Here is an 18,256-nt window from a genome sequence, read left to right as displayed (position 1 = left end):
ATGAGTCAGCAAGTGCTCGTCGAGCAACGAGAAAGGGACGCGGGGGCCGGCCTCCGACGCCCAGCACGCACGGACTGGAAGATCGAAGCCAAACGCGTCACCAAACTCTTTCCGAAGACCGGCTGGAGGTCGGGCGGGGAAGCCACCGCGGTGCTCGACGGATTCGACCTCGGGATCGGCGCGGGCGAGTTCGTCTCCCTGCTCGGCCCGAGCGGTTGCGGCAAGTCCACGTTCCTCAATATCCTCGCCGGTCTCGAGTCCTACAACGGAGGGGCCGTCCTCGTCGACGGTAGGCGGGTCGATGGCGTCAACAAGAACGTCGGCGTCGTGTTCCAGGGGTACGCCCTGTTCCCGTGGCTGACAGCACAGCGAAATGTCGAGGTGGGCCTGAAGATTCGCGGCGTTCCGAAGGCGGAGCGCAGAGAACGGGCGGCGAAGGTGCTCAAGACGGTGGGGCTGGAGTCCGCCGCCGATCGACTGCCGCACCAACTCTCCGGCGGCATGCGCCAGCGGGTCGCGATCGCACGAGTCCTCGCCTACGAGCCCGAGGTGCTGGTCTTCGACGAGCCGTTCGCCGCACTGGACGCGCAGACCCGCGAATTCCTCCAGGGTGAATTGCTGCGCATCTGGGAAGCCGGTGAAACCAAGAAGACGGTCCTGTTCGTCACCCACTCGATCGACGAGGCCATCTTCCTCTCCGATCGCATCGCGGTCATGACGCGGGCACCGGGCACGGTCAAGGCACTCATCGATGTGGACCTGCCGCGCCCCCGCGACCTCGAGACCCGTAGTTCCGAGGATTTCGTCCATATCCGCTCCCGAGTCGCGCGGATCCTCGAAGAGGAGGTGCGCCTTGGCAACGACGATCACTGAGCCCCCGCGCGGCGAAGACCACCGGCACGACGAGGATCTCATCGCACCCAAGGCGCCCAACCCGTGGCTCGCGAAGTACGGCAGGGTGATCTACGGGGCCCTCGGCCTCGCCTTTTTCCTGACCCTGTGGTGGTGGGTGGTCGATTCCGGCTCCGTCAGCGACCTCTACCTCTCGACACCACAGGACACCGTCCGAGCGTTCATCGACGGCCTCGCCGACGGAACATTGCGGTCCGAGGTCCTGCCCAGTGTGCAGCGGGCGTTGCTCGGATTCGTGATCGCCCTGGTGACCGGTATCTCCCTCGGCATCTTCGTGGGTTCGTTCCAGATCTTCCAGCGGCTCGCCGAACCCGTCCTGCTGTTCTTCCGCAATCTCTCGCTACTCGCACTGCTGCCCGTCTTCGTCGTCTTCCTCGGAATCGGCGAGGAATCGAAGGTCGCGATCGTGGTGTGGGCGTGCTTCTGGCCCATCTTCATCAACGCGGTCGGCGCGGTCGGCGGGGTCGAGCGCCTGCTGATCAACGCGGCGCGGACCCTCGGTGCGGGGCGCGGGTACATCTTCACCCGTGTCGTCCTTCCCGCGGCGATCCCGGCGATCTTCCCTGGCATTCGGCTGGCGGCGGCCAACGCGTTCACCGCGCTCGTCGCGGCCGAGCTGGTCGGTGGCGCGCACGGGATCGGCATCTACATCAACAATGCCGCGCTGCGGTATCAGACCCCGCAGATGTACGCGGGGATCCTCGCGCTCGGCCTGATCGGCATCCTGGTCAACGGGGTGATGACGGTCGCCGAATGGCGTCTGACGTCCTGGCAACGCGGTCTGACGAACAAGTCATGAATCCGCGAGGGCGAGAGAGGATTCGCGGCCGTCGCGGCTTCCTCGCGGCGGCGTTCACCCTCGCGATGTCGACGGGCGTGCTGGGTTGCGGATCGGAGACGACGGTCGCCTACGATTCCGCGGCCGACGGGGACGCACTCGTCGTCTACGTGGGGGCGGGAGACGATCGGGAGATCCTGGAATACGCCGTGGAGAATATTCTTCCGGATTCGGTGAAGGTGAAACTGGTCGACGCGTCCGAGGATTCGAATTCGAAGGTCACGGCGGGCGATGGCGACCTTTCCTATTACCAGCACATCCCCGCGTTCGAAGCCGACAAGGAAAAGAACTCCTTCGACAACCTGAGTGTCGTCTCCAAAGTGAATGTGGTGCCCTATGCGCTGTATTCATCCAAATGGAAAGATATCGCGTCGACCGAGGACTGGGTGAACGTGGGACTGGTGGCGGATCAGGTCACCGGGAATAGTCTCCCGCACGGTTCGCAGGTCGTTCTGCCCTCCACTCCGACGGGTTTCGCGCGCGGACTCTATCTGTTGCAGAGTTCGGGACTGGTGAAACTCGATCGCCCGTTCGGCGGCACATCCGCGGCGGATCTCACGATCACCCAGGCGAACGTGCTGGATTCGCTGCGACATCTCACCCTGCTCGGGCTCGATTACGGGGAATACCTCGAGTCCATCTACCGCAATTACGACGCGGTCGTGCTCAGCCCGAAGCACGCGGCATCCATCGGTCTCGATCCGGCCGAGGACGCGCTCGCCATCGAACCCGGCCGGGACAACCCTTACACCCACGTGCTCGTCGCGCCGTCCCGGCTGGCAGGCGATCAACGCGTTCTCGAACTGACGCACGCCCTGGAAACCCCTGAGCTGGCGCAGTTCCTGGAGACGAAATACCACGGCGCGAATATCCCCGCGACCGCGGGAACCAACAGGTGACCCTCTCTTCGGCCGCACATGTCGGCCGATATCCATCGAACGATTTCAGAAGGACGACCATGGTCGACAGCGACTCCCGCGGACGAGCACCCGCGCGGAAGAATTTCCCCCGGCGGTCGGTTGCCGTGGCTCTCGCGTCGGCGCTGGCGCTCGTGGCTCTCGCCGCTCCCGCCGCCGCCCATGTCCGTTCCGACGGCACGCCGGTCACGCAGGGCGGCTACGGAATCGTGCGGTTGATCGTGCCCGGCGAGTCCGGGCGCGCCGCCACGGTCGCCCTCACCGTGACGATTCCGGAGGGTGTCGACCTGAAATCCGCCAGGACACTGCCGATTCCGGGCTGGAGCGCGACCGTCGAACGCCAGAATGTGGGCAGTGCCGAGCGAGTGTCGCGGATCGTGTGGACCGCGACCGACCCTGCGAGCGGGTTCGGCAACACCGAATACCGGGAGTTCTCCTTCTCCGGTGGACCGTGGCCCAAGGGCAAGGATTCGGTGGCGCTGCCCTCGGATCAGCGCTACAGCGACGGCGCGGTGGTGTCGTGGAACGAGGTCGCGGTCGACAAGGCCAGCGAGCCCGAGCATCCGGCCCCGATCGTGACGCTGAACGCGGCCGCCGATGGACACGGCCACGACGGCGGGCACGGCGAGTCCGCCACGGCGGCCGGGGCGAATCATCACGACGACGCGGCGGCCCCCGACGCGAACGAGTCGTCGGATGGGCTGTGGCATTCGATTTCGGTGATCGGCCTCCTTCTCGCTCTCGCCGCCTCGGTCGCAGTCACGTGGGTGTCGCGGCGGGACCGTGTCACGGGTTCGTAGCGTCCTGCCGTGGGTGTTCGTATTCCTTGTTGTCACAGCGAGTTCGGTGTGGGCGGCCGGTGCCGCGTCGGCGCATGCCGGACTCGAATCGACGTCGCCCGCCGATGGCGCCCATGCCGACAAGTCGCCCGGTGAGCTCCTGCTCCGGCTCAACGAGCCGGTCACCCTGGTCGAGGGTTCGGCGCAGCTGATCGACAGCGGCGGAAAGCGATTCGCTCTCTCGGACGTGCGGCTCGACGACGGCCAGCGCAGCGTCGTGCTGGTTCCGGCCGATGTCGTGCCGGACGGGGCCTACCTGGCCACCGCGCGCGTCGTCTCGGCGGATACCCACGTGGTCTCGCTGTCGATCCAGTTCACCGTGGGATCGGTCACCGAACAGGGGAGGTTCTCCGACGACACCGCCGCCGGGTTCGAGCAGTATCTGAACTATCCGAGCAAGGGGGTCACATACCTCGGACTCGTCCTGTCGGCCGGGCTGTTCGCCTCGGCGCGGTGGGTATGGCCGACAACGATGGGTCTGCGCCGATTCCGGGTGACCTACCGCGTCGGCGCCGGAATATTCATCGTCGGCCTCGTGTCCCGTTTCGCGGTACTCGCGGCACAGCAGTCCGGCGGACTCTCGCAGGTGTCGGCGGCGAGCGCGCGGACCCTGCTCGCCACACCGCACGGGCTCGCGGCGGCCGTCGCGGTGGCGCTCTCGGCCGCCGCGCTCGCACCGCCGCGCCGTCGCCACACGCCGCTCCTCGTACTGCAAGCGATCGCGGCGGTACTCGCGGTGACGCTGGGAGGCCATGGCGGCTCGGTGCGGGGATGGCCCTGGTCGTTCCTCGGCACGCTGGTTCACGTGTACGGGATCACCGTCTGGCTGGGCGGTGTGGCCGTGATCTTCCTGGTGCACCGCGGCGTGCCCGAACTTCGACGATGGCACGCGATCGCCGTCGGGCACGTCGCGGTCGCGACCGTCGGCGGACTACTTCTGGCCTTCCTACAGGTGCGGCCCCTGGCCGCCCTCCTCGACACGACATACGGTCTCGTCCTGGTCGGCAAGGTCCTCGGCGCGACGGTCGTCGCCGGGCTCGGATACGGGGCCTACCGACGCCTCCACCGCGTCGGCGCGGACACCGGAGCACCGCGCCTCATCGCCCTGGAAACCGGGCTGACGGTCGCCGTGCTGGCGGCGACCTCGATACTGACGACGTTGCCTCCGGCCAAGGACACCTACACCACCGACCTCGCGACCACGCTCGACTTCGGATCCGCCGAAATCCTCTATGTCGACATCGATTCCGTTCGCCGCGGCCCGCAGCGGCTCACCATCGAGCACCCGAGGGCGAACAGCCCCGCACCCCGTGACTCCCCCACCGTCAGCGTCGACCTGTCCTCCACGTCCGCCAATGTCGCCCGCCTGCCGGTGAAGATGACCGACGCCGTCGAGGAGAACGGAACCCTGGTGTGGCGCAGCGACCAACTCATCATCCCCGCCCCGGGCGAATGGAAAGTCACCGTCCGATTCGACGGTGAACACGGCCCGAAGTTGGCCTCGTTCTACTACCGGGCGTTGTAGGCCGAGCAGTCGTGTCCGGCTCGTAGGGGAGCCACATCGCCCCTACGGCAATGGCGCAAATCAGACGAAAGTCACTGCGGTATAGACGATTCGGTCATATCGGACCTGCACGGGCCCGCTCCGGGAATCCCTTGCGCGCATGCGAGACTCATCGCGATGCTCACCTACTTCCAAGCGATTGTCATCGGTGCGGTGCAGGGTGTCACCGAACTGTTTCCCATCTCCAGTCTCGGACATTCGGTACTCGTCGCGGCGTGGCTCGGCGGCGATTGGCAGGAGTTGGTCACCGAGGGCGAGTCGACTACGCGCACACCGTATCTGGCGTTCGTGGTGGCCTTGCACGTGGGAACGGCGGTGGCCCTGCTCGGACACTACCGGCGGGATTGGCTCGCCATCGTGACCGGACTGCTCACCACCATACGAACCGGGCGACTCGACACCGTGTCACAACGGCTGGCGATATTGATCCTCATCGCCACCGTTCCCGTCGCCGTACTCGGTCCGCCACTGCAACATCCGCTGCACGCGCTCTTCGCCGCACCGGTATGCGCCGCGACCTTCCTGGTCTGCAACGGTGTCGTGCTCGTCATCGGCGAGGGCCTGCGCCGACGCAACGAACCCTCACTGGCCGAATACGGGCGACGGTTCGCCCGGCGGCAGAACCACACCGGCGCCCGCACGGCGACAGCGCCACCGCGACGCCAAGCCGACCGGCCGTTGGCCGCCCTCGGATTCGGCGACGCCTTCGGTATCGGCGCGGCACAGGTCGGCGCACTGCTGACCGGGTTCAGCCGCGCCGGTCTGACCATGGTCGGCGGACTGTGGCGCGGTCTCGAACACGAACACGCGGCCAAATTCGCCTTCCTGCTCGCGACCCCCGCGATCCTGGGCGCGGGCATATTGCAGATTCCGGAACTGATCGGCCCCGAGACCGCCTGTATCAGGGGTCCGGTGCTGGTCGGGGCCATCGTCTCCGGACTCTCCTCGTGGCTGGCCGTGCGGTTCCTGGAGCGATACTTCCAGACCCGCACGCTGCTGCCCTTCGCCGCGTATTGCGTGGTCGTCGGGGCTTTCTCGATCATCCGATTCGCCTGAGACACCGGCATCTCATCGCGGCTTCCGCGCGATCGGGATCGGCGCCGCGCAGCGCGTCCAGGATCAGCCCGTGCTCGTGGAAGACTTCGACGTGATCGGAACGCCCTGCGACACCCATCAATTGGAATCGGCGAGAATGTCCGGTGATCGTGCCGTGCGCGTTGGACAGGAACCGGTTTCCCGACTGTGTGGCGATCAGATTGTGGAATCTTCGCTCTGCTCGAGTACCTGGTTCGAGGATTGCGACAACTCCCCCGCGATATGCGCCTCCAGGCTGCGCACCGACCGATCGAGTTCATCCAGGAACGATGCCGTGGTCCGGCTCGCGGCCAGCCGCGCCAGGGTCGGTTCAACGGCCAGACGGGCGTCGAGGATCTCGCTCATCTGCTCGTCCGAAACGAGTTCGGCCGCCCGGTATCCCATATGCGCGACCCGAACGACCAAACCTGTCGCGGCCAATCGCGCGAGCGCCTCCCGGATCGGCGTTTGCGACACTTCCGATTCCCGAGCCAACGCATCGATGTTCAAGCTCGAACCGGGCGCGATATCGCCGGAGAAAAGACGCGACGTGAGAATCTCGTGCACGCCGTCGACCAGCGAGTGCCGCAGTGGTTTCACGTCTCATCCCGATACGTCCGCGATCCCGACGCAGAGAGGGCCCGGGAATTCACGTCACCGGAACTCCGAATTCAGGGCTGGATCACGTATTTCCCGCGCACGCCACCCTTCGCGACCGCGCGGTGGGCCTCGGCGGCCTGTTCGAGCGGGACGACCGCGTGCACGCGCGCCGTCAATCGGCCGCTCGCGGTATCGGCCAGCAGCCGCGCGAGCCGCGCGCCGTCGGGCTGGACGGATACCGCGCTGATGGTGATGCCGCGTTCGGCCTGCGGTTCCGCGCCCGGTCGCACCCCCACGAAGACTCCGTTGTCGCGAACGAGGGCCAAGCCCTGCTCCTGGAGGGCGGCGCCGTCCACGACCGCGTCCCACGAGCGCACGTCGGTCCGCGTGGTGAAATCCGCGCCGAGACCGCGGAGGAACCGCTCGTCGTCGGTGCGGGCGAGACCGGTCACCAGCCAGCCGCGTTCCCGCGCGAACGTGACGGCGTAGGCGCCGACGGTGCCCGCCGCGCCGGTCACGAGCAGAGTTCTGCCCGCACCGTCGCCGAGCAGGTCGACCGCCTGGGCGGCGGCCAGGCCATTCATCGGGACCGTGGCCGCGGTGGTCAGGTCGAGTCCGTCCGGTACGACGGCGATATCGCCGGCCGCCACGATCAGTTGCTCCGCGTAGGTGCCGTAATCGCGATCGAAGCCGGTGACGAGGCCCGCCACGCGGGCGCCGACCGGTACGTCGACATCGGGGCCGACGGCGGTGACGGTTCCGGCGAAATCCCACCCGATGCCGGTGTGGTCGGGTTGATCGACGAATCCGAGTTCGTGGAACATCCCGTCCGCCAGCGCCAGGTCGACGGGGTTGACCGACGCCCCGGCGATCTCGACGCGAACCTGGCCCGGCCCCGGATCGACCACGGGAACCTCGATGATCTCGATGGAATCCGGGCCGCCCGGGGTACGGATGACCGCTGTGCGGAAAGTACTGGACATATTCGCCTCCTGTGGACATTTCGGTCGTGCTACTCCACGATGGATGGGTAACTCTCCAATGGGAAGTACGCACTCCGAAGTGCGTAAGCCACCGCGTGGTGACAAGGAGGACCGATGCCGACCAAGACCGTGGCCCAGCAGCGAGCCGAGGCGAAAATGGATTACGACGCCTTCCTGGCGCGTTGCCCGAGCCGCCAACTCCTGGACCGGATCTCCGACAAATGGGTCGCCCTCGTGCTCGCCGCGCTGGGCAGCGACGGTCCGCACCCCGATTCGACGTGCGCCGGTGAGCCGAGGGCCATGCGCTATTCGGAGTTGGGAGCCCGCCTGGCGGGCGTCAGCCAGAAGATGCTCACCCAGACGTTGCGCGCCCTCGAACGCGACGGCCTGCTCACCCGCACCGTCACACCGACGGTGCCCGTCACGGTCACCTACGAACTCACCGACCTCGGCCTCTCCCTGCACCACGTCGTCCGCGGCATCAAGGTCTGGGCCGAGGCGCACATGGACGACGTGCTCGCCAACCGCGAGGCCTACGACAGCCGCGACGCCTGACGGTCACGGTGACCATCGACCCCCGAATTCGGGAAGAAGTCCCATATCGGTGGCACACCTCCGGGGACGACTCTCGATGGTATGACCGACAGCAGAGTTACCTCACTTCTGTCCGCGCCGGGCAATTCGGCACCGTCCGTACCGGACCTCTCGACGGTGTCGGCGGCGTTGCGGCTCGCGAGCCGGGCTCCGTCGGTCCACAACACCCAGCCGTGGCGGTGGGTGTACGACGGCACCAGGCTGCACCTGTATCGCGATACCGACCGGCAGCTGACGACGACGGATCCGCGCGGTAGGCAGCAGGTCATCAGCTGCGGTGCGATGCTGCACCACGTGCGCACGGCGCTGGCCGCCGAGGGTTGGCACACCGATACGGTGCGGCTGCCCGATCCGATACGTCCGGATCTGCTAGCGACCGTCACCTTCCGCCGGTGGCCCGACCCGCCGGACGGGGTCACCGAGCGGGCCGGTGTCATCGAACGTCGCCGGACCGACCGTCTACCGCTGCGAGCGCCGGAGGGTCTGCCCGATCTGCTGCACGCGGCGCGCATGCTCGTGCACCCCCACGATCTCGAACTCGACGTCCTCGACGAATCCGCGCGCCCCCGTGTCGCGGCCGCCTCGGATCAGGCCGCGGCGCTGCGCCGATACGACATGGAGTACCAGACCGAATTGCACTGGTGGTCAGGGCATTCCAGTACGCCGGAAGGCGTGCCCGCGGACGCGCTCGCCTCGGCCGCCGAATCCGCCCGCGTCGACGTCGGACGTAGCTTCCCGCCCGGGTCGCCCTCCGCGCGACGCGGCGATCTCGACGACCACGCCCGGTTGCTCGTCCTCAGCACCGCCGCCGACTCGACCGCCGAATGGTTGCATACCGGCGAGGCGCTGTCGGTGCTGCTGCTCGAGTGCACCGCGGGCGGGCTCGCCACCTGCGCCCTCACCCATATCACCGAATTGCCTTCCGGCCGCACAACACTGGCCGGGCTGCTGCCGAAATCCGGTGTTCCGCAGGTCGTCGTCAGGGTCGGCACCGCCCCGGACGGCGGGGACGCGATCACACCGACGCCGCGCAGGCCGCTCGCCGAATTCCTCACCGTGCGGCGGTGAGCTACTCCCCCGACGCACCGTCGGATCCGGCGACCCGGCCCGAGGCCGAGGGAGTCACCAGCGTCAGATCGCCGTCGTAGCGCCGGTACAGCAGCCTGCCCCTGGCGTCTCCGGGGTCGGTGAAGAAGACGAAAGGCAGACCGTCGCGGCACAGCCGCTCGGCGGCCTCGGAGTCGGTGAGCACGGGTGCGGGATCCGGATTCATGGTCAGCGGCAGGGCATTCGGAGTCCGTGGCGGATCGACGCGATGCTGCCGGGCCAGGTGCACGCCGATCGGCCCCGCGCGGTAGACGGTGGCGTCTTCGCCGGTCTCGCCGTCGATGTAGAGGTGAGCGTCGTAGTCCATCGCGTCCAGCACACCGACGGCAGCCGTGAGACCGCCCCTGCGTAGCTCGCGGAATTTGCGGCGGGTGATCGGTCGCGGACCGGTCACCGACGCCAGTGTCGGGCGCCGGATCGGGCCAGAGCCGTGGCGCCTCGCCCGTGGACATCCGCGCGATCTGTCGATCCAGTCGTTCGGCGACGAACGGGGCGATGAATCCCGCGGGACCGTCGACCTGAACGCGAATCGGTTGTTCGGCGAAACGGGTGTTCACCTGGGCCAGCACCGGAACTTCCGCGTCCGGCGCGGCGGTGAGCCGCACCCGGGCGGTCGCCTCGATTCGATGATATCGCAGCACCCGATCGACCGATCGCAGTGTGCGCTCGGCCTCCCGATCCCCGACATCGCCGCAGGTGATCAACTCACACGACATACCGTCCCGATCAACCGCGTTTCAGACAGTTCCACCGACGACAACCCCGCTTCCGACGAGTGAGATGAGACCGACCCACGCCACCACGTGCGGCCTGCCGACAACAGGGTCCAAGGTCCCCGAAACCGGCGCGCAACCTCGTTCCACCCGAAGAATCGCCCCGGGCCGCGACACCGCCGGACGGATGTCGCAAACGGGACCGCTGGGCCGCCACTGTCCCGCGGGTATCCCGCACGACGAGGTAACCGAATTGGTCGTCGCCGCCGCGGCCGGCGGCGGCGGCGGAAGGACCGTGACCGTCAACCGGTCGAGATCACCACCGACACTGCACTGGTCGGTGCCGCTGCCCTGAACCGGTGGACCGCGCGGTCACCTGACCGACTCGCACGGATCCAGCACCTCGGTCGGTGCCCGGCGCGGTGTCTGCGGCAGCGGCGGCGCACCCGTGGGTGCCCAGCCGACCCGCAGAATCGCCTGTGGGGCGGCTGATCCGCCGAGCGCTCCCCCGCGCACCCGATCCCGCGATCGCGGGATTTCGAGTGGTTCGGTGAGCGTGCAACTCGCCAGGCCGATATTTGTCGCCGTCAGCAGAACCGCGCTCAACGCCTCCCCCGCACGCAGCCGGGACACCCGATCATCCCCGGCCGTGGCGAGTACCAACAGCCGGGCGGCATCCGGTTCCGACGCCGGGTCGTGGAGCCGCGCGCCGGCGAAGTGCCGTGCGGGCAGGGCGTCTCGCGAGCGCGGTATCGGAGCGTTGCGCGCGGGCACACCGTCCGGACTGCTGTGCCTGCCACTCCAGATCGTCAACTCGTACAGGTAGTCCGGATCCTGCTCGTGCTCGGCGGCGGCCGCCCTGGCGGTGTCGAGCAGGCGCTCGCGTTCGAGATCGGCGACCGGGCGCAGGGTCGCCCCGAGTTTGTGCGCGCGTTCGACCAGCAGTCCGAGATATCCGGGCGGGATCGGTTCCGGGGCGTAGTGCCGCCGGTCGGTGCGGCGCATCGTGATGGCCGAGCACAGGGCGATGTCCTGCGGCGTCGCCCGATGCGGCACCAGTTCGACGGCGGCCAGATGGTTCGGATCGGCCGGATTCGGCATGCGGCGCACCACGGCCGACCAGCCCGACGCGGCCGAGGCGATCGTGAAATGGTGCAGGGCCGCACCACAACTCAGCAGCATCTCGCGCTGATCCGGGTCGGTGGCGGGCAGTGCCCGGGTCGGGTCGAGCCACAGATGGACCGAGCGGTCACCGATGCGCCACCGCCAGGGCTGTGTGTTGTGCACCGACGGTGCCCGCACGGCGAGCGCGATGGCCGCCTCGACGGTCGCGTCGTCGGGCATTCCGTGTTCCATGTCGCCGTCCTCTGTTCGATGTCGTTTCACGGTCGCACCGTGGACATCGGCGAAGTAAGGGCACGATGGCCCTCGTGGCGGGGACTTCGGTGAGCTGTCAGCCGGGCACCCCCGTAGCCGTAGGGGCCGCAACGGCTACGGGGGTAGGCGGCCCCGCTCAGCCCACGGCGATCGGCAGGGTTTCCCAGCCGCGCACCGTCGAGGTCGACGACAGTGCGATCCGGTCCCAGTCGACATCCCAGCTCGGGAAACGGGCGAGGAATTCCTCCAGCGCCACTTTGGCTTCCAGCCGGGCCAAGGCCGCGCCGAGGCAGAAGTGGGTGCCGAAACCGAAGGTGCGCAGGTTGTTCATCTTGCGATGGATATCGAACCGGTCGGGGTCCGACCAGCGGTCCGCGTCGCGGTTCGACGAGGCGATCAGCAGCATCATCGCGCTGCCCGCGGGCACGGTGGTGCCGCAGAGCTCGACGTCGGTGGTGACATAGCGGGCGATCGCGTGCCCGGTCGGTTCGAAGCGCAGCGCCTCGTCGATCGCGTTCGGGATCAGCCGTGGGTCGGCGACGAGTTCGGCACGCTGGTCGGGGTGGCGGGCCAGCAGCGAACCCAGCCAGCCGAGCAGCCTGGCCGTCGTCTCGTTGCCCGCACCGGCGACGACCGAGACGTAGGTGAGGATCTCCTGTTTGGTCAGCGTGCGCGTCACGCCCTCGGTGTCGACGAATTCGGCGCGCAGCAGTTCTGTCATCAGGTCGTCGGAGGGGTGTTCGGCGCGCCAGTCGATGTACTGCGCGAAGTGGTCCGCGTGCGGAATCGCCTTGTCCGACACCCGCATCTGCTGGCCGGGTTCGGTGCGCAGATTCTCGTCGGCGCGGTCGCGGACCGCCTGCTGATCCTCCTCCGGAATCCCCAGCAGCATCCCGATCACGCGCATCGGCACCTCGTTCGCGAATTCGGTCATGAGGTCGAAGTGATCGAGTCCGGCGAGCCGGTCCAGTGAGCGCGTACACATCTCGCGGATCTGCGGTTCCAGCGACAGCACCCGGCGCGGAGTGAACACACTGCGCAGCAACGCCCGGTGGATGTCGTGGGCGGGCGGATCTTCCATCAGCAGGGTGCCGGGTGGAATCTCGATGCCCGCCTTGATGATTTCCAGGATCGGACCGCGCGAGGAGGAAAAGGTCTTCCAGTCCAGCAGCGCGCGATCGATGTCCTCGTAGCGGCTCAACGCGTAGAAGTCGTGTTTCTCGTTGTAGTAGAGGGGGGCTTCCGCGCGTAACCGGGCATAGACGGGGTAGGGGTCTCCGGCGATGTCGCGGTCGAAGGGATCCCAGTACACCGGCGCCGGGTCGGTCACCACGGTCGAGGGCTGTGCGTGTGTTTCGGTCATGCTGTCGGGCTTTCTCGTGACGTCGATGTCGGGCTGTGGCTGTGGTGGGAAGGACGCGGTCATGGTCGCGCGCGGACGGTGTCGTAGCCGGCGGTGAGCCAGAACATGGTGCGGTCGATCGCCGGGACGATATCGGTGACCGCGATCTCCCCGGCCGCGAAACGACCCATGAGCCCGTACACGAGGCTGGTGAGTATCGCGTCGAGATCGCGGATGAATCCGAGGTCGACGTCCTCCAGGGCGGCCATCGCGGCGGGGAAGACGGCCTCGATGCCGTGACTCATCAAGGTTTCCCCGCTCGCTGAGGCGCGGGCCCGGAAGTAGGCGACCAGCAGTCCTGGATGACGCTCCCACGGTTCGAAGATCGGTCGCAGTACCCGCATGAGCGCGGCGTGCAGGGATTCGCCGGGAGCGGCCGAGTATTCGGCAAGTCCGGCGTAGCAGTTCCGCGCCATCCACCAGTCCAGCGCCGCGAGGATGAGGTCGTCGCGGGTGCCGTACAGCTTGTAGATCTTGGTCAGCGATACCCGCGCGTGCCGGGCGACCTCGCGCACCTGGATCGCGTCGTACCCCTGGACCTCGAGCAGTTCGACGACGGTCTCGCGAATGCGGTGCTCACCCTGCCCGAGGGCCGACTCCATGACGACATCGTGGCCTTCGGCCAATGCGACCCGCCCCTTTCCGCCATCGGCGGAGCCGACACTCTCACTCACTGGTAATTAGATTACCACTAGTAGATAGGCATATTCGATGCTTTCGAGATCCCGATTCCGGAGGCAGCGGCGCGGGCGGCGGCGGTCCTAGCCGTCCCCCGGTCGCGCGCGCAGGTCGGGAAAGTCCGCGCGGAGCCGCTCGAGCGTCGGCTCGTCCAGTTCGACGTAGCGCAGGTCCACCGATTCCAGATGGCGCAGTCCGAAGAACGACTCGGGCAGCGTCGTCAGGTCGTTGAAGGCCAGATCCAGCCTGCGCAGGCCCGGCATCCGGGCGAACGCGTCGTCGGGCAGTTCGGTGAGCCCGGGACGCCGCACCCGGCCCGCCGCGGACTTCTCGCCCCAGCGGTCGATCTCCAGGTGTTCCAGCGTGGTGATCGCCCAGATGTGGTCGAGTAGTTCGCGGGGCGGTTCGGGCTGGAACGACCACGGGGTGCTGCCGTTGACCCGGAGCACTTTCAGACGCGGTAGCCGGTCCAAGCGCGGCAGACCCGGCAGGATCGCCGAGAGCGAGCCGCCCAGGTCGAGTTCCTCCAGTTCGGTCAGGGCGAGCAGGTCGTCTGGCACCGTCGTCAGCCATACGTGCGAGAGGTCGAGCCTTCGCAGGCCGGTCAGCCGGGTGACGGCCATCGGGAATTCGACCCTGCTCTTGTAGTCCCCCGGCTGTAGCGACGACAGATCCAGTTCGCGCAGTCCGGTCAGCCGACCGAGCCCTTCGGGAACCGGGCACGAAAGCCGCGCCGCCCGCAGCACTTCCAGCGTGGACAACTCGCCGATCCGCTCGGGCAGCGACTCGAAAGCGTTGCCGGAGATGTCGAGTACCCGCAGGGAGCGCAGGGCGCCGATGGCGTCGGGCAGACCGGTCAGCCCCGTCGATGCCAGATTCAATTCCTCCAGGTTCGCCAGCGCCGACAGCGCTTCGAGGCGTTCGCCGGTGGTGGCGGCACCACCGAGGCTGTCGTTACCCGCGAGGGACAGCACCCGAAGGTTCGAGTACTCCAGCAACTCGACGGGCAGTTCACGCAACTTCCGGCCGGACAGGTCCAGCTCGGTCACCTCCCGCGCCCGCGGCAGCGATTCCCGCAGTTCGTCCAGCACCGCCAGATGACTCGGCCGCAGGCCCGCGGGCAGTACGGGATGACCGGCCCGCATCGCGGTATGGATCAGGCGTTCGTCGGGCGTGCCATCCTTTCCCATCACTTCCGGCAGGGCGATGTCGATCAGTTCGTCGTCCTCGAAATCGACCGGGCAGTTGACGCGATAGGGGTCGGCGACCAACAGCGCCTCGGGCTGACCGGAGAAGGACATGCAGAAGTAGGAGGTGCTGATGACGAATTCGGCTCGGACGTGGCCTTTTACGGCGAGCACACCGCCGTTGTCGCCGTAACTGCCGTGGATTCCGCCCGTGAGGGTCAGATCGCCGCGCACCGCGACTTCGGGACAACCGAGGAGGACCATGTTGCGCGCCCGCGCGTTTCCGGTGACGAGCAGGAAGTTGCCGCTGCCGTGATCCCACCAGTCGATATCGCCGGTGACCGTCAGATCACCGGCGACGATGACGTTGTAGGGCACCCAGTCGCCGTCCGACTCCGGCCTGATCGCCCCCTCGACACGCAGCCCGCTCTCGTAGAGGCGGATCTCCTGTTCGTCGTCGAAATCCTGGAACGGGTGCTGGATGTGTGCCGAGACCGAGAAACGCTGTTCTGCTTCCTCGGCCGTGATGACGCGATAGTCCATCAGAGACGTGGCGGGAGTCATCGGCGAATGGTAAACCGATGAGCGACCTCGTCAGGATTTGTCGAATATCAACCGACGCCGCGTATTCCACGTTTGCGATCGGTGCCGGTGGCATCCCGCGAGAACAGCGCGTCGAAGTCGTCCCAGTGGTAGTCGTCGGTGATCGCCCACACCGTGAACGCGTTCGCCGCACGAACCACCAGATCGTCGGGAACCTCGAGCCGCACGGGCGGCTGCGTCATCACCGATACTCGGCGGGGCAGCACCGGGCGGTTCCCGAATTCACCGGTTCCGTCACGCTTCGGGCAGGGAATGTGGCGCAAGGTCGACCTCGGTACGTGTGTGAGCCGTCCCCGATGACGACTGCTGTTCGGACAAACCGGCAACCCGGCCGACATCGTCCACGCACCAACCATTGTGCGCATTACGGCTAGGACCGACGCCGACGATAAACCAATCCGCGGACCCGCAGGGCTGCCCGCTTCGACGGCGAACCGCCCGCCTCCGGTCACCGGCGACGAGCCCACGGGGCGATCGCGCGGCGCCGGGACGCCAGAAGTTCGCCGACGTGGGAGAACACGATTTCCGGGTCGGGCCAACAACGTGTTCACCGACGGAACGAACGACCATCGCAGTGATCAAGATCTCATAATCGAGTGTCCAATATGTGAAACGTTTTCCCGTTCCAGGACGATTCGAGGCGGCCTCGTGACCCGATACCCCACCGCCCCACCGCCTCGCGACGCGGACGGTAGGGTGTGAGCCCATGACCGCGTGGACAGGGTGTGCGTCCGCACCCCGAATCGCGTGTCGGAAGCGGTATAAGGAGTCACCATGGCCATCGACAACGTGAGTCGCAGTGGTCTCACCCTCGCCGGACAGCCCATGTCGGCCCCGCTGCAAGATGTTCGGGCGCTCTCGCGACGTATGGTCGGTCACTTCGTCGCCAACGTGGCGCCGTGCGGGACCTTGCCCGGCGAGGCGATCGACGGTGACGTCACCACCATCACGCGCGTCTGTCTCCAGTTGGCCGTCGGCATGCTCGACGGCGACGACATCCCGGAAAAGACCGAGCAGCTCGAACACGCCGCGGCCGGATGGGCACGCGAGGGCGTGCCGATCGACACCATCCTGCACGCGGTCCACGAGGGGTTCAAACTCGGTCTCGACCTCGTGGTCGGAAAAGCCACGACCACCGATTTCGGCGATCTCGTCGACGGGACCAAACTCGTCCTCGAAATCCTCGACACGATGACCACCGCCATCTCGGTCGCCTACGTGCGCGAACTGCGGTCGGTGGTCAGCGAACACCACACCGCTGTGCACACCCTGACCTCCGCGCTGCTCGGTGGTCACAGCACCTCGACCATGGCCAGGGAATGCGGCATCGAGATCGCGGATTCGTATTCGGTACTGGCACTGTCGATTCCCGCCCACCCCGACGAGCACGATCCGAGGCTCGACGCGAAGGTGGTGGCACGGCGCAAGCTGCGCCGGGTGCAAGCGCGACTGGCGACCGCGTGCCGGGACCGGCCACTGTCGCTGCTCAGCGTCGACGGCGGGACCGTGCTGATCCCGCGGACCGCGCTCTCCCACGAACAGCTCGAATCGCTCGTCGGCGAACTGTCCGAAGCCGCGCGCGTGCCGATCACGGTCGCCGTGGTCCACGCGGCGGCCGAGCGGATTCCGGAAGCCGCCGACCAGGCCCACGAATTGCTCGATATGGTGCAGCGATTGGGATGTGAGAACGGGTTGTACCGCTTCGACGATATGGCGCTGGAATACCAGCTCACCAGGCCGGGGCCCGGTCGCGAATATCTCGGCGCGCTGCTCGATCCGCTCGACCATCATCCCGAACTGCTCGAGACGCTGCGACTGCACATCGGAAATAATCTGAATCGCCAGCGCACCGCGCGCGTCATGCACGTGCATACCAATACCGTCGACTACCGGCTGAAGAGAATCGGCAGTCTGATCGGAGTCGATCCCACCCAACCATCCGGTTTGTGGTACTTGCGGTCCGCATTGGTTGCCCGGACCTATCGCGTGCCGTGACACTACGAACCGTCTCCGCGCCGCATTCCATAGGCGCGGTCGACAGCCGCGGTCAACAAATCCAACACTTCCACCATGCGGACACCATCGACTTTCATGCCCGCGACAGAATGCGCCGCGGTCGGCTCGATGAGCCCGAAACACATTCGAACGCTGTCGCTGACGGCACTTCGCACCGCCTCGATCGGGACACCTTCGCGCGCGCGCTGAGCCGCGGCCAATTCCAGCCGAGCCAGCACGACACCCGATTCATCCAGGTCGTCGAGCATCGCGATCGCGCGATCGAGCCCGTCGCGGAATGCCGCGAAGAACTCCGCACCCGCCTGACCTGCGCACCCGCGCGGCGCGGACGGACTCGACCTGGGCTCGCACGTTCCGTCCACGTCCATCGCACTCCTTCACCCGCACCGAACTCGCCACCGACGTTAGTGGCGACAACGCCCCACATCGGCGTCGACGGGCCTGTCTCGAGCAAAAGCCTGAAACGAGTGAATCCAGGTTGTGAAGTGTCCCATCACGGAACTCAGGCGGTCGCCCGTTCGTATGCCTCTACCACGCCGGACGCGACGCGACCACGCGAGGAAACGGGGTGACCGTTCTGTCGCGCCCAATCACGGATGACCGCGCTGCGCTCACGGTCCGATGCCGACGGCACCTTCGTGATGAGCGAACGTTTCGTCCGGCCACCGGTCCTGCGCGCATTCTCGACCCAGGGGCCGAGCAATTCGCGCAGTTCGGTGGCGTTCGCGGTAGACAGATCTATTTCGTAATGCACGCCGTCCAGAGAGAATTGAACGGTCTCGTCGGCGATCGAAGTTCCGTCGAAGTCGTCGACCAGGGTGACAGTCACCTTCTCGGCCATAGCAAGCCCCC

The 18,256-nt window shown here is 67.1% G+C and carries 21 protein-coding genes; 10 read left to right on the top strand and 11 right to left on the bottom strand.

The features are described 5' to 3' along the window. The 6 genes from OG225_RS11570 (at position 1) to OG225_RS11545 (ending at position 6,126) form a co-directional block, all read left to right on the top strand. On the top strand, positions 1-873 hold the full coding sequence (locus OG225_RS11570) for an ABC transporter ATP-binding protein (protein ID WP_405181667.1): 873 nt from the start codon (positions 1-3) through the stop codon (positions 871-873). Then, a complete protein-coding gene (locus OG225_RS11565; RefSeq protein WP_405181666.1) occupies positions 854-1,711 on the top strand; it encodes an ABC transporter permease in 858 nt (285 codons plus the stop codon). The genes OG225_RS11570 and OG225_RS11565 overlap by 20 nt, the downstream gene beginning before the upstream one ends. Further along, positions 1,708-2,649 (top strand): MetQ/NlpA family ABC transporter substrate-binding protein, encoded by a 942-nt coding sequence (locus OG225_RS11560; RefSeq protein WP_405181665.1) that lies wholly within the window; start codon positions 1,708-1,710, stop codon positions 2,647-2,649. Before OG225_RS11565 ends, OG225_RS11560 begins: the two co-directional genes overlap by 4 nt. A 125-nt stretch (positions 2,650-2,774) precedes the next feature. Continuing rightward, a complete protein-coding gene (locus tag OG225_RS11555; RefSeq protein WP_405181664.1) occupies positions 2,775-3,467 on the top strand; it encodes a DUF1775 domain-containing protein in 693 nt (230 codons plus the stop codon). After that, positions 3,451-5,031, top strand: a complete 1,581-nt coding sequence (locus OG225_RS11550; protein ID WP_405181663.1) for a copper resistance CopC/CopD family protein — start codon at positions 3,451-3,453, stop codon at positions 5,029-5,031. Before OG225_RS11555 ends, OG225_RS11550 begins: the two co-directional genes overlap by 17 nt. Before the next feature lie 150 nt (positions 5,032-5,181). Then, positions 5,182-6,126 (top strand): undecaprenyl-diphosphate phosphatase, encoded by a 945-nt coding sequence (locus OG225_RS11545; RefSeq protein ID WP_405183238.1) that lies wholly within the window; start codon positions 5,182-5,184, stop codon positions 6,124-6,126. On the opposite strand, the gene OG225_RS11540 is transcribed toward OG225_RS11545, so the two are convergent. The 3 genes from OG225_RS11540 to OG225_RS11530 form a co-directional block, all read right to left on the bottom strand. After that, positions 6,110-6,295 carry an FCD domain-containing protein gene (locus OG225_RS11540; RefSeq protein WP_405183237.1) on the bottom strand — a complete coding sequence of 62 codons (186 nt, stop codon included), beginning with the start codon at positions 6,293-6,295 and terminating at the stop codon, positions 6,110-6,112. The genes OG225_RS11545 and OG225_RS11540 overlap by 17 nt on opposite strands. A 26-nt stretch (positions 6,296-6,321) precedes the next feature. Next, the gene (locus OG225_RS11535) at positions 6,322-6,744 is read right to left on the bottom strand and encodes a GntR family transcriptional regulator (RefSeq protein ID WP_405181662.1); all 423 of its coding nucleotides are present in this window, start codon (positions 6,742-6,744) and stop codon (positions 6,322-6,324) included. A 71-nt stretch (positions 6,745-6,815) separates the two neighbouring features. Beyond that, complete coding sequence (locus OG225_RS11530; protein WP_405181661.1) at positions 6,816-7,727, bottom strand: NADP-dependent oxidoreductase; 912 nt, start codon at positions 7,725-7,727, stop codon at positions 6,816-6,818. 114 nt (positions 7,728-7,841) lie between these two features. Here OG225_RS11530 and OG225_RS11525 point away from each other — a divergent pair, with 114 nt between their 5' ends. Continuing rightward, entirely contained in the window at positions 7,842-8,282 is a 441-nt protein-coding gene (locus OG225_RS11525; RefSeq protein WP_216905846.1) for a helix-turn-helix domain-containing protein, read from the top strand. Positions 8,283-8,363: 81 nt separating this feature from the next. Next, complete coding sequence (locus OG225_RS11520; RefSeq protein ID WP_405181660.1) at positions 8,364-9,389, top strand: Acg family FMN-binding oxidoreductase; 1,026 nt, start codon at positions 8,364-8,366, stop codon at positions 9,387-9,389. A gap of 1 nt (position 9,390) precedes the next feature. On the opposite strand, the gene OG225_RS11515 is transcribed toward OG225_RS11520, so the two are convergent. Further along, positions 9,391-9,822 (bottom strand): hypothetical protein, encoded by a 432-nt coding sequence (locus tag OG225_RS11515; protein ID WP_405181659.1) that lies wholly within the window; start codon positions 9,820-9,822, stop codon positions 9,391-9,393. Positions 9,823-10,328: 506 nt separating this feature from the next. On the opposite strand from OG225_RS11515, the gene OG225_RS11510 reads away from it, so the two are divergent. Further along, positions 10,329-10,496, top strand: a complete 168-nt coding sequence (locus OG225_RS11510; RefSeq protein WP_405181658.1) for a hypothetical protein — start codon at positions 10,329-10,331, stop codon at positions 10,494-10,496. Between the two features lie 17 nt (positions 10,497-10,513). Here OG225_RS11510 and OG225_RS11505 read toward each other — a convergent pair whose 3' ends face one another. The 5 genes from OG225_RS11505 to OG225_RS11485 form a co-directional block, all read right to left on the bottom strand. Then, positions 10,514-11,497, bottom strand: a complete 984-nt coding sequence (locus OG225_RS11505; RefSeq protein ID WP_405181657.1) for an Acg family FMN-binding oxidoreductase — start codon at positions 11,495-11,497, stop codon at positions 10,514-10,516. A gap of 157 nt (positions 11,498-11,654) precedes the next feature. Beyond that, complete coding sequence (locus tag OG225_RS11500) at positions 11,655-12,881, bottom strand: cytochrome P450 (protein WP_405181656.1); 1,227 nt, start codon at positions 12,879-12,881, stop codon at positions 11,655-11,657. Between the two features lie 59 nt (positions 12,882-12,940). Beyond that, on the bottom strand, positions 12,941-13,594 hold the full coding sequence (locus tag OG225_RS11495; protein ID WP_405181655.1) for a TetR family transcriptional regulator: 654 nt from the start codon (positions 13,592-13,594) through the stop codon (positions 12,941-12,943). 87 nt (positions 13,595-13,681) lie between these two features. Continuing rightward, positions 13,682-15,349: a leucine-rich repeat domain-containing protein gene (locus OG225_RS11490; RefSeq protein ID WP_405181654.1), complete on the bottom strand. Its 1,668-nt coding sequence runs from the start codon at positions 15,347-15,349 to the stop codon at positions 13,682-13,684. A gap of 47 nt (positions 15,350-15,396) precedes the next feature. Beyond that, positions 15,397-15,570: a hypothetical protein gene (locus tag OG225_RS11485; protein WP_405181653.1), complete on the bottom strand. Its 174-nt coding sequence runs from the start codon at positions 15,568-15,570 to the stop codon at positions 15,397-15,399. A gap of 592 nt (positions 15,571-16,162) precedes the next feature. On the opposite strand from OG225_RS11485, the gene OG225_RS11480 reads away from it, so the two are divergent. Further along, complete coding sequence (locus OG225_RS11480) at positions 16,163-17,383, top strand: PucR family transcriptional regulator (protein ID WP_405181652.1); 1,221 nt, start codon at positions 16,163-16,165, stop codon at positions 17,381-17,383. A 2-nt stretch (positions 17,384-17,385) separates the two neighbouring features. Here OG225_RS11480 and OG225_RS11475 read toward each other — a convergent pair whose 3' ends face one another. Beyond that, on the bottom strand, positions 17,386-17,772 hold the full coding sequence (locus OG225_RS11475) for a hypothetical protein (RefSeq protein WP_405181651.1): 387 nt from the start codon (positions 17,770-17,772) through the stop codon (positions 17,386-17,388). Positions 17,773-17,906: 134 nt separating this feature from the next. Further along, positions 17,907-18,245, bottom strand: coding sequence for an Lsr2 family protein (locus tag OG225_RS11470; RefSeq protein WP_405181650.1), 339 nt, complete (start codon positions 18,243-18,245; stop codon positions 17,907-17,909). Positions 18,246-18,256: the final 11 nt, after the last annotated feature.

It is taken from the genome of Nocardia sp. NBC_01377 (assembly GCF_045040005.1).
GTDB lineage: Bacteria > Actinomycetota > Actinomycetes > Mycobacteriales > Mycobacteriaceae > Nocardia > Nocardia noduli.
The sequence above is the reverse complement of the archived record's forward strand: the minus strand, read 5'-3'. Positions and strand labels throughout refer to the sequence as shown.

Excerpts from the sequence above, each read along its gene's own strand:
- OG225_RS11505 (WP_405181657.1), bottom strand. The coding sequence starts at position 11,497 with ATGGAACACGGAATGCCCGACGACGCGACCGTCGAGGCGGCCATCGCG.
- OG225_RS11530 (WP_405181661.1), bottom strand. The coding sequence starts at position 7,727 with ATGTCCAGTACTTTCCGCACAGCGGTCATCCGTACCCCGGGCGGCCCG.
- OG225_RS11510 (WP_405181658.1), top strand. The coding sequence starts at position 10,329 with ATGTCGCAAACGGGACCGCTGGGCCGCCACTGTCCCGCGGGTATCCCG.
- OG225_RS11560 (WP_405181665.1), top strand. The coding sequence starts at position 1,708 with ATGAATCCGCGAGGGCGAGAGAGGATTCGCGGCCGTCGCGGCTTCCTC.
- OG225_RS11500 (WP_405181656.1), bottom strand. The coding sequence starts at position 12,881 with ATGACCGAAACACACGCACAGCCCTCGACCGTGGTGACCGACCCGGCG.
- OG225_RS11485 (WP_405181653.1), bottom strand. The coding sequence starts at position 15,570 with ATGACGCAGCCGCCCGTGCGGCTCGAGGTTCCCGACGATCTGGTGGTT.
- OG225_RS11480 (WP_405181652.1), top strand. The coding sequence starts at position 16,163 with ATGGCCATCGACAACGTGAGTCGCAGTGGTCTCACCCTCGCCGGACAG.
- OG225_RS11525 (WP_216905846.1), top strand. The coding sequence starts at position 7,842 with ATGCCGACCAAGACCGTGGCCCAGCAGCGAGCCGAGGCGAAAATGGAT.
- OG225_RS11570 (WP_405181667.1), top strand. The coding sequence starts at position 1 with ATGAGTCAGCAAGTGCTCGTCGAGCAACGAGAAAGGGACGCGGGGGCC.
- OG225_RS11475 (WP_405181651.1), bottom strand. The coding sequence starts at position 17,772 with ATGGACGTGGACGGAACGTGCGAGCCCAGGTCGAGTCCGTCCGCGCCG.
- OG225_RS11470 (WP_405181650.1), bottom strand. The coding sequence starts at position 18,245 with ATGGCCGAGAAGGTGACTGTCACCCTGGTCGACGACTTCGACGGAACT.
- OG225_RS11490 (WP_405181654.1), bottom strand. The coding sequence starts at position 15,349 with ATGACTCCCGCCACGTCTCTGATGGACTATCGCGTCATCACGGCCGAG.
- OG225_RS11520 (WP_405181660.1), top strand. The coding sequence starts at position 8,364 with ATGACCGACAGCAGAGTTACCTCACTTCTGTCCGCGCCGGGCAATTCG.